Annotated in this window: 13 protein-coding genes; 5 read left to right on the top strand and 8 right to left on the bottom strand. The window is 56.8% G+C overall.

Translation table 11 applies throughout. The features are described from left to right. Both ligA and zipA read right to left on the bottom strand, forming a co-directional pair. Positions 1–2019, bottom strand: coding sequence for an NAD-dependent DNA ligase LigA (gene ligA / locus WFN61_RS10260; protein WP_337038654.1), 2019 nt, complete (start codon positions 2017–2019; stop codon positions 1–3). Positions 2020–2091: 72 nt separating this feature from the next. Then, positions 2092–3117, bottom strand: a complete 1026-nt coding sequence (gene zipA / locus WFN61_RS10255) for a cell division protein ZipA (protein ID WP_337038653.1) — start codon at positions 3115–3117, stop codon at positions 2092–2094. 230 nt (positions 3118–3347) lie between these two features. Between zipA and cysZ the strand changes: the two genes are divergently transcribed. From cysZ to crr, 5 genes are all read left to right on the top strand, one after another. Then, positions 3348–4109: a sulfate transporter CysZ gene (gene cysZ, locus WFN61_RS10250; RefSeq protein WP_222888451.1), complete on the top strand. Its 762-nt coding sequence runs from the start codon at positions 3348–3350 to the stop codon at positions 4107–4109. A gap of 152 nt (positions 4110–4261) precedes the next feature. Further along, entirely contained in the window at positions 4262–5233 is a 972-nt protein-coding gene (gene cysK / locus WFN61_RS10245; protein WP_042389425.1) for a cysteine synthase A, read from the top strand. 379 nt (positions 5234–5612) lie between these two features. Further along, the gene (gene ptsH / locus WFN61_RS10240; protein WP_002913505.1) at positions 5613–5870 is read left to right on the top strand and encodes a phosphocarrier protein Hpr; all 258 of its coding nucleotides are present in this window, start codon (positions 5613–5615) and stop codon (positions 5868–5870) included. Between the two features lie 44 nt (positions 5871–5914). Beyond that, positions 5915–7642: a phosphoenolpyruvate-protein phosphotransferase PtsI gene (ptsI, locus tag WFN61_RS10235; RefSeq protein WP_144818218.1), complete on the top strand. Its 1728-nt coding sequence runs from the start codon at positions 5915–5917 to the stop codon at positions 7640–7642. A 40-nt stretch (positions 7643–7682) separates the two neighbouring features. Further along, positions 7683–8192, top strand: a complete 510-nt coding sequence (gene crr, locus WFN61_RS10230; protein WP_042389417.1) for a PTS glucose transporter subunit IIA — start codon at positions 7683–7685, stop codon at positions 8190–8192. Between the two features lie 63 nt (positions 8193–8255). Here crr and pdxK read toward each other — a convergent pair whose 3' ends face one another. The 6 genes from pdxK to WFN61_RS10200 all read right to left on the bottom strand — a co-directional run bounded on the left by pdxK (position 8256) and on the right by WFN61_RS10200 (position 13928). Beyond that, complete coding sequence (pdxK, locus tag WFN61_RS10225) at positions 8256–9092, bottom strand: pyridoxine/pyridoxal/pyridoxamine kinase (protein WP_144818217.1); 837 nt, start codon at positions 9090–9092, stop codon at positions 8256–8258. A 5-nt stretch (positions 9093–9097) separates the two neighbouring features. After that, positions 9098–10009 carry a cysteine synthase CysM gene (cysM, locus tag WFN61_RS10220; protein ID WP_337038652.1) on the bottom strand — a complete coding sequence of 304 codons (912 nt, stop codon included), beginning with the start codon at positions 10007–10009 and terminating at the stop codon, positions 9098–9100. Positions 10010–10122: 113 nt separating this feature from the next. Next, complete coding sequence (cysA, locus tag WFN61_RS10215; RefSeq protein ID WP_042389407.1) at positions 10123–11217, bottom strand: sulfate/thiosulfate ABC transporter ATP-binding protein CysA; 1095 nt, start codon at positions 11215–11217, stop codon at positions 10123–10125. After that, positions 11207–12079 carry a sulfate/thiosulfate ABC transporter permease CysW gene (gene cysW, locus WFN61_RS10210; protein WP_238085364.1) on the bottom strand — a complete coding sequence of 291 codons (873 nt, stop codon included), beginning with the start codon at positions 12077–12079 and terminating at the stop codon, positions 11207–11209. The genes cysA and cysW overlap by 11 nt, the downstream gene beginning before the upstream one ends. Then, positions 12079–12912: a sulfate/thiosulfate ABC transporter permease CysT gene (gene cysT, locus WFN61_RS10205; protein WP_042389399.1), complete on the bottom strand. Its 834-nt coding sequence runs from the start codon at positions 12910–12912 to the stop codon at positions 12079–12081. Before cysT ends, cysW begins: the two co-directional genes overlap by 1 nt. Beyond that, positions 12912–13928 carry a sulfate ABC transporter substrate-binding protein gene (locus tag WFN61_RS10200; protein ID WP_144818214.1) on the bottom strand — a complete coding sequence of 339 codons (1017 nt, stop codon included), beginning with the start codon at positions 13926–13928 and terminating at the stop codon, positions 12912–12914. Before WFN61_RS10200 ends, cysT begins: the two co-directional genes overlap by 1 nt. Between the last annotated feature and the right edge of the window lie 271 nt (positions 13929–14199).

The raw sequence follows: 14199 nt of genomic DNA, 5'->3' as shown, positions 1-14199 counted from the left end.
TCAGGCTCCCATCAGGCGCAGCATCTCGTCTTCGTCGATCACCGCAATCCCCAGCTCCTGCGCTTTAGCCAGCTTAGAGCCCGCCGCCTCACCGGCAATCACCAGATCGGTCTTTTTCGATACGCTGCCCGCAACCTTCGCCCCCAGCTCCACCAGCCGCGCCTTCGCGTCATCCCGGGACATCTGGCTCAGGCTACCGGTTAGCACCACCGTTTTACCGGCAAACGGGCTGTCGATCTCTTCCGCATTAACCACCAGCGGCTTCGGCCAGTGAATGCCCACCCCTTCGACCAGATCGCGGATCACCTCGCGGTTGCTCTCTTCTGCCAGGAAGTTAAACACGTGGGTAGCAACCACAATGCCGACGTCCGGCACCTTCTGCAGATCCTCAATCGATGCTGCCTCCAGCGCCTCAAGAGTACCAAAGTGCGCGGCGAGGCCTGCCGCCGTGGCTTCCCCTACCTCGCGAATGCCCAGTGCATAGAGGAAGCGGGCAAAGGTGGTCTCTTTCGCCTTCTCCAGCGCGTTGACCACGTTCTGCGCCGACTTCGGCCCCATGCGATCCAGCCCCGTGAGCTTACCCGCCGTCAGGCGGAACAGGTCGGCGGGCGTATGCACATACTCCTTCTCCACCAGCTGGTCGATAATCTTATCGCCCATGCCGTCAACGTCCATCGCCCGACGGGAGACAAAGTGTTTCAGCGACTCTTTACGCTGCGCGCCGCAGATCAGGCCCCCGGTACAGCGGGCTACCGCCTCGCCCTCAACGCGCTCAACGTCAGAGCCGCAGACCGGGCAGTGCGTCGGGAATGCAACGTCACGGGCATCTGCCGGACGCTCGGACTTAACGACGTTAACCACCTGCGGGATCACATCCCCTGCCCGGCGGATCACCACCCGATCGCCAATTTTAAGCCCCAGCCGGGCGATTTCGTCCGCATTGTGCAGAGTGGCGTTACTCACCAGTACACCTGCGACGTGCACCGGCTCAAGGCGCGCCACGGGCGTGATCGCCCCGGTGCGTCCCACCTGGAACTCCACGTCGCGCACAAAGGTCAACTGCTCCTGGGCGGGGAATTTAAACGCCACCGCCCAGCGTGGGGCTCGGGCAACAAACCCCAGCTGCTCCTGCAGATCGAGAGAATCGACCTTGATGACTACCCCGTCGATATCGAACCCCAGCGTTGGGCGATCCGCTTCTACCTGATGATAAAAGTCCAGCACGGCTTCCGGCGTATCACAGATGCGAATGCGATCGCTCACCGGCAGGCCCCAGGCCTTAAACTGCTGTAGGCGTCCCAAATGGCTGCGGGGCAAATCGCCGCCCTGTAGGATCCCGACGCCGTAGCAGAAGAAGGTCAGCGGTCGTTTGGCGGTCACGCGCGGGTCGAGCTGGCGCAGCGAGCCTGCCGCCGCGTTGCGCGGATTAGCGAATACCTTGCCGCCAGTACGCCGGGCTTCGTCGTTGATCTTCTCAAAACCGGCCTGAGGCAGAAAGACCTCGCCGCGCACTTCCAGCCGCGTCGGGATATTATCCCCGCGCAGCTTGAGCGGGATTGCCCGGATGGTGCGCACGTTGGTAGTGATATCCTCGCCGGTGGTGCCGTCCCCGCGCGTCGCGGCCTGGATCAGCACGCCGTTCTCATAGATGATACTCACCGCCAGCCCATCGAGCTTGAGCTCACAGCAGTAGCTCAGCGCATCGGTACTTTTCAGGCGATCCTGTACGCGCTTGTTGAACGCCAGAAAGCTCTCTTCGTCGAAGACGTTATCCAGCGACAGCATCGGGACTTCATGGCGTACCTGGGTAAAGGCGGTTAGCGGCGCAGCGCCAACCCGCTGGGTAGGAGAGTCCGGGGTAATAAGATCGGGATGCTCTGCCTCCAGGGCGCGTAGCTCGCGCAGCAGGCGGTCATATTCGGCATCCGGGACTTCAGGGGCATCCATCACGTGATAGAGATATTCATGATGGCGAAGCGTGGTTCGCAGTTCAGTTAGCTGTTGTTCGATTGAGTCCATATCGCACCATCAATAGAAAAAACCCCCGACAGGCGGGGGCTTATAAGAGAGATAACACTACTACCGCAGGCGTTACGCGTTCGCTTCTTTCACTTCGCGAATGCGGTCCTGGTACTCACGCAGTTTCTGCGGAGTCATCATTCGACGCTGATCGTCCAGTACGACGCCGCCAACTTCATCGGCAATGTACTGCGCAGACTGAAGCATCAGCTTAAAGTTCTGCATCTCATCGCCATAGGACGGCACCTGCATAAACATGGTAACGCCCGGCGTCGTAAAGTTGCCGGTCATCTCAGGGTCGAATGTACCCGGATTAACCATATTTGCCAGGCTGAACAGCGCCGGGCCACTGCCGTCGGGGCTCAGGTGGCGATGGAAAATGTTCATGTCACCAAAGGCAAAACCGGCCTGCTGAATGCTGGCCAGCAGCACTTCGCCACTCAGTTCGCTGCCGGGATGCGCGGCAACGTTCATGATAATCACAGTCTCTTTGCGCTGCGGCTTCTCTGCGACAGCTGGTGTTTCCTGCGGCGCAGGCTCCGGTGCTGGCTGCTGGGCTACCGGCTGCTGAGCTACTGGTTGCTGAGACAGAGGCTGCTGTACAGGCTGTTGCTGAACAGGTTGATGCTGTACCGGCTGCTGTTGAATCGGTTGCTGTTGCACAGGCGGGTGCTGAACAGGCTGCGTCGGTGCACTTCTCACCGGCTGAGGTTCAACGTACGGTGCAGCAGGCTGCTGAGGCGGAGCCTGGCGCAGCGGCTCATCCGGCTGCACAGGGGCGTGCTGGCGAGGTTGAGCAGACGCGTAAGGCGGCTGATACTGGTGCTGCGGCGTTCGCGGAACGTCATGCTCCTGACCCGCACCCGGGGCGTGGCCCGTTTTATGAACACGCACTTCACCCACGCCTTCATCGACGTTATCTTCGGTATCGTCGTCATACGACTCATCGTCGTCACGACGCGACTTCATGCGTTTCATTGGGCGATCGCGGAACATCGTCGAACGCTCTTTCCGGCTGGTCCAAAAACCGTGAACCAGTAAAGCGATTATGGCGATCGCGCCAACAATGATTAATATCAGACGCAAATCCTGCATCATTATATTCTCTGTTGTTCTAACACCTTGCCACCACGGCAAACATTTACTCACTAAGAGTATTTGCCGTTCACCGCAAGTGCAAGTGCACACGCAGCTTTCACCGCATAAAGATGTGTAAAATCGTGATTTTTGCTGTTTTTTCGAACATTTCCGAGCTGTGCAGCCTGCGCGATACGGATAATATAGCCATGCACCCCATTCGGGGGTGATTAAAGGAGTATAGCCTGACTATGGTTTCAACATCGGTCACCCCACCTCGCAGTGGCGTTTATTACTTTTCCCAGGGCTGGAAGCTCATCACCCTGCCCGGCATACGGCGCTTTGTGATTATGCCGCTGCTGGTCAATATTGTCCTGATTGGCTGTGCCTTTGCCTGGCTCTTTACCCAGCTCGATAGCTGGATCCCCGCGCTGATGAACCACGTACCGGACTGGCTGCAGTGGTTGAGCTATCTGCTCTGGCCCATCGCCGTGATCTCTGTGGTACTGGTCTTTGGCTACTTCTTCTCAACCATTGCCAACTGGATTGCCGCCCCGTTTAACGGCCTGCTGGCCGAGCAGCTTGAAGCCCGGCTGACCGGCGCGACGCCGCCGGATACGGGCATCACCGGTATCGTTAAAGATCTGCCGCGGATCATGAAGCGCGAGTGGCAGAAGCTGGCGTGGTATCTGCCGCGGGCAGCCGTTCTACTGCTGCTCTACTTTATTCCCGGTATTGGGCAGACGGTCGCCCCGGTGCTGTGGTTCCTGTTTAGCGCATGGATGCTGGCGATCCAGTATTGCGACTATCCATTTGATAACCACAAAGTGGCCTTTAAAACCATGCGCGGCGCCCTGCGGGCCCGAAAGGTGACCAACATGCAGTTTGGCGCGCTTACCAGCCTGTTTACCCTTATCCCGGTACTCAACCTGGTGATTATGCCGGTTGCCGTCTGCGGTGCCACCGCCATGTGGGTGGACTGCTATCGCTCGAAGCATGCCCTGTGGAAATGAAGGGTGGAAATGGATGGGCTATTCCGTTCTTATTCCATAGTTGTTGCTATTATTTCTCATCAGCATATAGATATGCGAAATCCGTACTTCCGCATATTCCTTAACCGCGTATGCTGATGTCGTTCCCAAATTCATACAGTTAAGGACGGGCTATGAGTAAGATTTTTGAAGACAACTCGTTGACTATCGGCCACACGCCGCTGGTCCGACTGAACCGCATCGGTAATGGACGCATCCTCGCTAAGGTCGAGTCCCGTAACCCAAGCTTCAGCGTAAAATGCCGTATTGGTGCCAATATGATTTGGGATGCCGAAAAACGCGGCGTGCTAAAAGCAGGCGTTGAGCTGGTTGAACCGACCAGCGGCAACACCGGTATCGCCCTGGCCTACGTGGCGGCCGCACGTGGCTACAAGCTGACCCTGACCATGCCGGAAACCATGAGTATTGAACGGCGTAAGCTGCTGAAAGCGTTGGGCGCGAACCTGGTGCTGACCGAAGGCGCGAAAGGCATGAAGGGTGCGATTCAGAAAGCGGAAGAGATCGTTGCCAGCGATCCGGCTAAGTATCTGCTGCTGCAGCAGTTCAGCAACCCGGCTAACCCGGAAATTCATGAAAAAACCACCGGCCCGGAGATCTGGGAAGATACCGATGGTCAGGTTGATGTGTTTATCTCTGGCGTCGGCACCGGCGGTACGCTGACCGGCGTGTCGCGCTACATTAAAAACACCAAAGGTAAAACCGACCTGATCACCGTGGCGGTAGAGCCGACGGACTCCCCGGTTATCGCCCAGGCGCTGGCAGGCGAAGAGCTGAAGCCTGGCCCGCACAAAATTCAGGGTATCGGCGCTGGCTTTATCCCTGGCAACCTCGATCTGAAGCTGATCGACAAAGTGGTGGCGATCACCAACGATGAGGCGATTAGCGTTGCCCGTCGCCTGATGGAAGAGGAAGGCATTCTGGCTGGGATCTCCTCCGGTGCCGCCGTTGCCGCTGCGCTGAAGTTGCAGGAAGATGAGGCCTTTACCAACAAGAACATTGTCGTTATTCTGCCTTCTTCAGGTGAGCGCTATTTGAGTACCGCCCTGTTTGCCGATCTCTTTACTGAAAAAGAGCTGCAGCAGTAGTCGCGGACAGCGAGAATCGCATAAAAAAGCACCTTTCGGGGTGCTTTTTTGTGGCCCACGTCAAACTTTCAACTCACCTGGCATTGATTCGCCCCGTTGGGTCTGGTATTTAACCAGCACATTTATTTTGAAGCGCGAAATTAATCGAATTGTGACTTTAAACTAGCTGAATCGATTTTAGGATTTGGTTGAAGTCTCGCTTTCGCGGCATAATGTTAATGACGAGTACTTGCCACGGTCAAAAGTGCCCGCAGCGGATTGCGCAGGCGAACTTTTGCCCCGCGTCCCGTTATGCCGGCGCTAACAATACAGGCTAAAGTTGTGCCGCCAGGCTAGACTTTAGATCCACAACACTAAACCTATAAGTTGGGGAAATATAATGTTCCAGCAAGAAGTTACCATCACCGCTCCGAACGGTCTGCATACCCGCCCTGCTGCTCAGTTTGTGAAAGAAGCGAAAGGCTTCACTTCAGAGATCACTGTGACCTCCAACGGCAAAAGCGCTAGCGCAAAAAGCCTGTTCAAACTCCAGACTCTGGGCCTGACCCAGGGTACCGTTGTAACGCTGTCCGCCGAAGGCGAAGACGAGCAGAAAGCCGTAGAGCATCTGGTAAAACTGATGGCTGAACTCGAGTAAGTTCCGGGTTCTTTTAAAAAATCAGTCACAAGTAAGGTAGGGTTATGATTTCAGGCATTTTAGCATCCCCGGGTATCGCTTTCGGCAAAGCACTGCTGCTGAAAGAAGACGAGATCGTCATCGACCGGAAAAAAATTTCTGCCGATAAGGTTGATCAGGAAGTTGAACGTTTTCTGAGCGGTCGTGCCAAGGCATCCGCACAGCTCGAAACGATCAAAACCAAAGCTGGTGAAACCTTCGGTGAAGAAAAAGAAGCCATCTTCGAAGGCCACATCATGTTGCTGGAAGATGAGGAGCTGGAGCAGGAAATCATAGCCCTGATTAAAGATAAAAACATGACGGCTGATGCAGCTGCGCATGAAGTTATCGAAGGTCAGGCAACTGCCCTGGAAGAGCTGGACGACGAGTACCTGAAAGAGCGTGCGGCTGACGTGCGCGACATCGGTAAACGCCTGCTGCGCAACATCCTCGGCCTGGCGATCATCGACCTGAGCGCTATTCAGGACGAAGTCATTCTGGTTGCGGCGGATTTGACTCCGTCAGAAACTGCACAGCTGAACCTGAACAAGGTGCTGGGCTTTATCACCGACGCGGGTGGACGCACCTCCCACACCTCTATCATGGCGCGCTCTCTTGAGCTGCCTGCCATCGTGGGTACCGGTAGCGTCACCTCCCAGGTGAAAAACGACGACTATCTGATCCTCGATGCGGTGAATAACAAAGTTTATGTTAATCCCACCAACGATGAGATCGAAAACCTGCGTAACGTGCAGGAGCAGGTTGCTTCCGAGAAAGCTGAACTGGCGAAGCTGAAAGATCTGCCGGCGATCACCCTTGACGGCCATCAGGTCGAAGTGTGCGCCAACATTGGTACCGTGCGTGACGTAGACGGCGCCGAGCGCAACGGCGCAGAAGGCGTAGGCCTCTACCGTACCGAATTCCTGTTCATGGACCGTGACGCGCTGCCTACTGAAGAAGAGCAGTTTGCTGCCTATAAAGCGGTGGCAGAAGCCTGCGGCTCTCAGGCAGTGATCGTCCGTACCATGGACATTGGCGGCGATAAAGAGCTGCCGTACATGAACTTCCCGAAAGAAGAGAACCCGTTCCTCGGCTGGCGTGCCGTGCGTATCGCTATGGATCGTAAAGAGATCCTCCGTGACCAGGTCCGCGCTATCCTGCGTGCCTCCGCGTTCGGCAAGCTGCGCATCATGTTCCCGATGATCATCTCTGTTGAAGAGGTGCGCGTGCTGAAAAAAGCGATCGAAACCTTCAAGCAGGAGCTGCGTGACGAAGGTAAAGCTTTTGACGAGAGCATTGAAGTGGGCGTCATGGTGGAAACCCCTGCCGCTGCCACTATCGCCCGTCACCTGGCGAAAGAGGTCGATTTCTTCAGTATCGGCACCAACGACTTAACCCAGTACACCCTGGCAGTTGACCGCGGTAATGATATGATCTCCCATCTGTATCAGCCGATGTCGCCGTCTGTATTGACCTTAATTAAGCAAGTTATTGATGCTTCTCATGCTGAAGGTAAATGGACCGGCATGTGTGGAGAGCTTGCAGGCGACGAACGTGCTACACTTCTGTTGCTGGGGATGGGGCTGGATGAATTCAGTATGAGTGCCATTTCTATCCCGCGCATTAAGAAGATTATTCGTAACACGAACTTCGAAGATGCGAAGGTTTTAGCAGAGCAGGCTCTTGCTCAACCGACAACGGACGAGTTAATGACGCTGGTTAACAAGTTCATTGAAGAAAAAACAATCTGCTAATCCACGAGATGCGGCCCAAATTACTGCTTAGGAGAAGATCATGGGTTTGTTCGATAAACTGAAATCTCTGGTTTCTGACGATAAGAAAGATACCGGAACCATTGAGATTATTGCTCCGCTGTCTGGCGAGATCGTCAATATCGAAGATGTGCCGGATGTGGTGTTTGCTGAAAAAATCGTTGGTGATGGCATCGCTATCAAACCAACCGGCAACAAAATGGTTGCGCCTGTTGATGGCACCATTGGCAAGATTTTTGAAACCAACCATGCCTTCTCTATCGAATCCGATAGCGGCATTGAGCTGTTCGTTCACTTCGGTATCGATACCGTTGAGCTGAAAGGCGAAGGTTTCAAACGTATCGCTGAAGAAGGCCAGCGCGTTAAGGTTGGCGATCCGGTCATCGAGTTCGATCTGCCGCTGCTGGAAGAGAAAGCCAAGTCTACCCTGACGCCGGTTGTTATCTCCAACATGGACGAGATCAAAGAGCTGAACAAGCTGTCCGGTAGCGTAACCGTGGGCGAGACCCCGGTGATCCGCATTAAGAAGTAATTCTTGCCGGAATGCAAAATGGCACCCACCCGGGTGCCATTTTTGTTTCTTATCTTGATAAAATCAGGCCGGTAATATTAATTCATCGTAACCTGCCTGCTGGGTATAGCGCATTACCGCTGTAACCCGATCGCCTGCACGACCCATCGCCTCTGCCACCCTCGTCCCCTGCACGATATGGCTCACCAGCTCAGAGCAGAAGAGATCGCCCGTACCTTTCAGATCGGTGGCTACCCGTGGGTGTGCACTGATGGTCACCCCCTCTTCAGTAACCAGCACAATATGGATCGCGTCCGGGTCGTCGGCAACGGGCGCGCTGGTAATGGCCACCCACTTGAGCGTCTCTGACAGCAGCCCTTTCGCCGCTGCAACGGCGCTTTCAGGATCCCGGCACGGCTGGCCGCTCAATATTTCCAGCTCATAGACGTTGGGGGTGATGCCCTGAGCCAGCGGCAGCAGATGCTGACGATAGGCCTCAGGGATGTCAGGATGCACGTAGGTGCCGCTGTCGATATCACCGATCACCGGGTCCACCAGAATCAGCAGATCCGGATGCGTCTCTTTTACCGTACGGAGCCACTGCGCCAGCAGCGCAATCTGGCTGGCGCTGCCCATATAGCCGGTGGTCACCGCCTTCAGCTCACGCAGAATATCCCGCTCCCCTAGCGCTTTCAGGTAGCCGCTGAACCACTCGTCGGGAATGACGCCGCCGTAGAAGGTATCGTAGTGCGGCGTATTGCTGAACAGCACCGTAGGTACCGCCGTGACGGTCAGCTGATGCTGACGAATATTGGGCACGGCGATGCTGTTGCCAACGCTGCCGTAGACCACCTGAGACTGCACCGCCACGATATCCGTCTGCTGAGCTCGGGTCTTATCCCGAAATAAGATCATCTCCATAATAGTTAAATCCCCGCCCCCTGGGCATAGCTCTCCTCACCAAATACGCCGGTTGACAGGTAGCGATCGCCACGGTCGCAGATAATCGCCACCACCACCGCCCCCGGATTTTCATTGGCCACGCGAATTGCACCCGCAACCGCGCCGCCGGAGCTCACGCCGCAGAAGATCCCCTCCCGCACCGCCAGCGCCCGCATGGTGTTCTCAGCGTCGCGCTGGTGAATATCCAGCACCTGATCCACCAGCGAGGCGTTGAAAATGCCCGGCATGTACTCCGCTGGCCAGCGGCGGATACCGGGAATGCTGCTCCCCTCTTCCGGCTGCAGGCCGACGATGGACACCGGTTTCGCCTGCTCGCGCAGAAAACGCGATACCCCGGTAATAGTGCCGGTCGTGCCCATACTGGAGACAAAATGGCTGATGCGGCCGCCGGTCTGCTGCCAGATCTCTGGCCCAGTGGTGGTGTAGTGGGCATAAGAATTATCGGGATTATTGAACTGGTCGAGAAGCTTACCCTCCCCGCGCTGGGCCATCGCCGCAGCCAGATCTCGCGCCCCCTCCATCCCCTGCTCACGGCTCACCAGAATCAACTCCGCGCCGTAGGCGTGCATCGCTGCACGTCGCTCCTGACTCATATTGTCCGGCATGAGCAGCTTCATGCGGTAGCCTTTGAGTGCGGCGATCATCGCCAGAGCGATACCGGTGTTGCCGCTGGTGGCCTCAATCAGTACGTCGCCGGGTTTTATCTCGCCCCGCTTCTCTGCCTGTACGATCATCGAGAGCGCGGCCCGGTCCTTTACCGAGCCGGCAGGATTATTTCCCTCCAGCTTAACCCAGATTTCACTGCCGTTGTCGGGGGTCATACGCTGAAGTTTTACCAGAGGGGTATTGCCGATGGTGTGTTCGAGTGTATTCACGATCGCTATCCAATAAAAAGCCCGGTAGCGCTATCGCTTACCGGGCCTACGGGGAGCTTTGTAGGCCGGGTAAGCGCAGCGCCACCCGGCAAAAACCACGTAACGTTAAACTATCAGGCAGAGTGCGCCAGAGCAAGATCCCCACGCTCGGCAAGACGCTCGGTGCCATGGTAGAGACGCGCATTTTGCAGGCCGATGAACAGACGCTCACCGCGCTGCGGCGCATCCTCTCCACGCAGCACCACCGACAGCGGTTCGTCATACCAGCCCTGAGGCTGCACCACCAGTTGGGTATAGTGCCCTTTCGGGCTGGCTTCAACGACAACCACCGGCAGCGGCGCGTCGAGGCTGGTACGGCGGCTGATATCCACCTCCCACGGACGCAGGAAGAGATCGACCTCGCCCTGGTGCGCTGGCGTGTAACCCAGCGGCCAGCGGTGTGCGCCGACGTGGAACTGACTGCCGCGCACCACGCCGTGCAGGCGGTTTACCTCACCCATAAATTCCAACACGAAGCGGGTCGCGGGCTCACGCCAAACCTGCTCGGGGACATCGACCTGCTCAATATTGCCCTGGCTCATGACCACCACGCGGTCGGCCACTTCCATCGCCTCCTCCTGATCGTGGGTCACGAAGACGCTGGTGAATTTAAGCTCTTCGTGCAGCTCACGCAGCCAACGACGCAGCTCTTTACGCACCTGAGCATCCAGCGCACCAAAAGGCTCATCCAGCAGCAGGATCTGCGGATCCGGGGCCAGGGCGCGTGCCAGCGCGACGCGCTGCTTCTGCCCGCCGGAGAGCTGAGCCGGATAGCGATCGGCGAGGTGCGCCAGCTGAACCATCTCCAGCAGTTTAGTCACCTTGGCTTTGATGGCCGCCGCGTTCGGCCTCTCGCGTCGCGGTAGCACCGTCAGGCCAAAGGCGATGTTGTCGAACACCGTCATATGGCGGAACAGCGCGTAGTGCTGAAACACAAAGCCGACCTTACGATCGCGGGCATGCAGACGGCCCACGTCAGTGCCGTGAAAACGGATATGTCCGCTGGTCTGGTGCTCAAGCCCGGCAATAATACGCAGCAGCGTGGTTTTGCCCGAGCCGGACGGCCCCAGCAGCGCTACCATCTGCCCGGAGGGGATATCCAGCGAGATATCATTCAGCACCTGGGTGCGACCAAAAGACTTCTTAATATTGGCAATCTCAATGCTCATGATTTCCCTCCTGTTGCGCGCGTTTCTCTTGATTATGTAAACGCCACTGCAACCCACTCTTTAAAAACAGGGTCAAAATAGCCATTAACGTCAGCAGGGCCGCGGCGGTAAAGGATCCCACCGTGTTGTAGTCCTGCTCAAGTAACTCAATCTGTAGCGGCAGCGACAGGGTTTCGCCGCGAATAGAGCCGGACACCACCGATACCGCACCAAACTCGCCGATGGCGCGGGCGTTGGTCAGCACCACGCCGTAGAGCAGCGCCCAGCGAATGTTCGGCAGCGTGACGCGACGGAACATCTGCCAGCCGGATGCACCCAACAAAATTGCGGCCTCGTCCTCGTGACTGCCCTGACTAAGCATCACCGGCACCAGCTCACGCACCACAAACGGACAGGTGACGAAAATGGTCACCAGCGCCATGCCGGGCCATGCGAACATAATCTGTAAGTTGTGCTCGTCGAGCCAGCCGCCAAGCGGGCCGTTGGAGCCATAAAACAGCAGGTAGACAAGGCCCGCCACCACCGGCGATACGGCAAACGGTATATCAAGCAGGGTCAACAGCAGCTGACGACCGGGGAAATTAAAGCGGGTCACCAGCCAGGCGAGCAGCGTTCCGAATACAAGGTTAACCGGGACGGTGATCAGGGCAATCAGCACCGTCAGCCAGATAGCGTGGAGCATATCCGGATTGGCGAGGTTCTCCAGCACCGGCATCAGCCCTTTACTAAAGGCCTGCACGAAAATGTAGACCATCGGCACCACCAGGATGAATGCCGAAATCAGCATCCCGGTACCGATCAGGAACCATTTACCCCAGTTAATCCGGGAACGATCGTGTTTCAATTGGGAGACTTCCGCCATTAGTGACCTACCACCCGTCGACCAAAGCGACTTTGCAGAGTATTAATTGAGAACAGCAGCAGCAGTGAGGCCGCGAGGATCACCGAGGCGATAGCGCTCGCCGCCGGGTAGTCAAACTCTTGCAGACGCACGAAGATCATCAGCGAGGTCACTTCGGTTTTCCAGGCGATGTTGCCAGCGATAAAGATCACCGCGCCGAACTCACCAAGGCTGCGGGTAAACGACAGCGCCACGCCCGCCAGCAGCGCTGGAGAAAGCTCTGGCATCACGACTTTACGGAAGCTTTGCAGCCGCGTTGCGCCCAGCGTCTGGGCCGCCTCTTCATACTCCGGCCCTAGCTCCTCCAGCACCGGCTGCACCGTCCGCACCACAAAGGGGATGCTGGTAAAGGCCATCGCCACGGCAATGCCGAGCCAGGTATAGGTGACTTTGATATCAAACTGCGCCAGCCACTGGCCGTAAAAGCCGTTGACGGAAAAGAGCGAGGCGAGAGTCAGGCCCGCCACCGCCGTCGGCAGGGCAAACGGCAGGTCCATCAGCGCATCCAGCAGGGTGCGCCCAGGGAAACGGTAGCGCGTCAGGATCCACGCCATCAGCAGGCCAAAGACGCCGTTGAAAATCGAGGCGACAAAGGCCGACAGCAGGGTGACCTTATAGGCGGCGACAACCTGCGGATTAGTCACCACCTCCCAGTACTGCGCCCAGCTCATCTCTGAGAGCTGCATAACCAGCGCGCTGAGAGGCAGGAGCAGGATCAGGCAAACGAACAGCAGGCTGGTTCCAAGGCTTAGGGTAAAGCCGGGCAGCACGCGTTTTGAAGCCACTGCAAACATTAGCTACGCCCCGCCGCCAGCAGCTTGTCCAGCTCGCCGCCGCTCGTAAAGTGGGTTTTCATCACCTCTGGCCAGGAGCCAAAGCGATCCTCCACCTTAAACAGCTCGGTCTGCGGAAACTTTTCCTTCAGCTTGTCCATCACGTCAGGGTTATTCACCCGGTAGTAGTAATCAGTAATGATGGTCTGCGCCTGCGGGCTATAGAGATAGTTCAGGTACGCTTTTGCCGCCTTCTCTGTGCCGTTGGCCTTCACGTTTTTATCAACCCACGCCACCGGGAACTCCGCCAGGATGTTGACCTTTGGCACCACAACCTCAAAGCCCTGAGCCTCATACTGCTTACGAATGGTGTTCACTTCGGATTCGAATGTGATGAGCACGTCGCCGAGGCCACGCTCAACGAAGGTGGTGGTGGCGCCACGGCCGCCGGTATCAAACACCTCAACGTTTTTCAGGAACTGAGTCATGAACTGTTCGGTTTTTGCTTTATCGCCGCCGTCGGCTTTATCCGCCGCGCCCCATGCTGCCAGATAGGTATAGCGGGCGTTGCCGGAGGTTTTCGGATTCGGGAAGATCAGCTTGACGTCAGAGCGCACCAGATCGCGCCAGTCGTGGATATTTTTCGGGTTGCCCTTGCGTACCAGGAACGCCATCGTAGAGTAGAACGGCGAACTGTTGTTCGGCAGGCGGCTCTGCCAGTCCGCTGGGATGAGCTTGCCTTTATCATGCAGGATCTGCACGTCAGTGATCTGGTTATAGGTCACCACGTCCGCCTTCAGCCCCTGCAAGATAGCCAGCGCCTGCTTGGAGGAGCCCGCGTGTGACTGTTTGATCGTCAGCGTGTCGCCGCCGTTCTCTTTCGCCCACTGCTGCTCAAACGGGGGATTAAGGGCGGCAAACAGCTCGCGAGAGACGTCATAGGAGCTGTTGAGCAACTCCGTCGCCTGCGCCTGCGCTACCAGCAACACTGAAGCGGCAAGCGTCAGATATCCTTTTTTCAGTAAGTTAACGGCCATTGCGCACCCTTATATCTGTGATGACTATCAAAAACACAGTTTATTTATAAGCAGTACGAAAGGAGTAACGGTTTTATATACCGTTTGGTGATTTGCAAGCAGAAAAGAGCATAAGCGGTGTCCGGGCTGACCAGGGTGATAGCCGGGCACCGCTTACAGCGCGGTATCATCTGGCGCGATAGAGATAGCGATGGCTCATGCCGTTCCGTTTAATCTCCCGGCAAACCATTTGCAATCTGACCAGAATGGTTAAGATAAACCCAACCTGCTT

Origin of the sequence: Pseudescherichia sp. AS216 (assembly GCF_037152055.1) — a bacterium.
GTDB lineage: Bacteria > Pseudomonadota > Gammaproteobacteria > Enterobacterales > Enterobacteriaceae > Pseudescherichia.
Note: the sequence above shows the minus strand (reverse complement) of the source record. Positions and strands in the feature narration are given on the sequence as shown.

What these genes read in the sequence shown, in the direction of transcription:
- crr (WP_042389417.1), top strand. Translation starts at nt 7,683, where the DNA reads ATGGGTTTGTTCGATAAACTGAAATCTCTGGTTTCTGACGATAAGAAA.
- cysA (WP_042389407.1), bottom strand. Translation starts at nt 11,217, where the DNA reads ATGAGCATTGAGATTGCCAATATTAAGAAGTCTTTTGGTCGCACCCAG.
- cysK (WP_042389425.1), top strand. Translation starts at nt 4,262, where the DNA reads ATGAGTAAGATTTTTGAAGACAACTCGTTGACTATCGGCCACACGCCG.
- zipA (WP_337038653.1), bottom strand. Translation starts at nt 3,117, where the DNA reads ATGATGCAGGATTTGCGTCTGATATTAATCATTGTTGGCGCGATCGCC.
- cysW (WP_238085364.1), bottom strand. Translation starts at nt 12,079, where the DNA reads ATGGCGGAAGTCTCCCAATTGAAACACGATCGTTCCCGGATTAACTGG.
- cysT (WP_042389399.1), bottom strand. Translation starts at nt 12,912, where the DNA reads ATGTTTGCAGTGGCTTCAAAACGCGTGCTGCCCGGCTTTACCCTAAGC.
- cysZ (WP_222888451.1), top strand. Translation starts at nt 3,348, where the DNA reads ATGGTTTCAACATCGGTCACCCCACCTCGCAGTGGCGTTTATTACTTT.
- WFN61_RS10200 (WP_144818214.1), bottom strand. Translation starts at nt 13,928, where the DNA reads ATGGCCGTTAACTTACTGAAAAAAGGATATCTGACGCTTGCCGCTTCA.
- pdxK (WP_144818217.1), bottom strand. Translation starts at nt 9,092, where the DNA reads ATGGAGATGATCTTATTTCGGGATAAGACCCGAGCTCAGCAGACGGAT.
- ptsH (WP_002913505.1), top strand. Translation starts at nt 5,613, where the DNA reads ATGTTCCAGCAAGAAGTTACCATCACCGCTCCGAACGGTCTGCATACC.
- ptsI (WP_144818218.1), top strand. Translation starts at nt 5,915, where the DNA reads ATGATTTCAGGCATTTTAGCATCCCCGGGTATCGCTTTCGGCAAAGCA.
- ligA (WP_337038654.1), bottom strand. Translation starts at nt 2,019, where the DNA reads ATGGACTCAATCGAACAACAGCTAACTGAACTGCGAACCACGCTTCGC.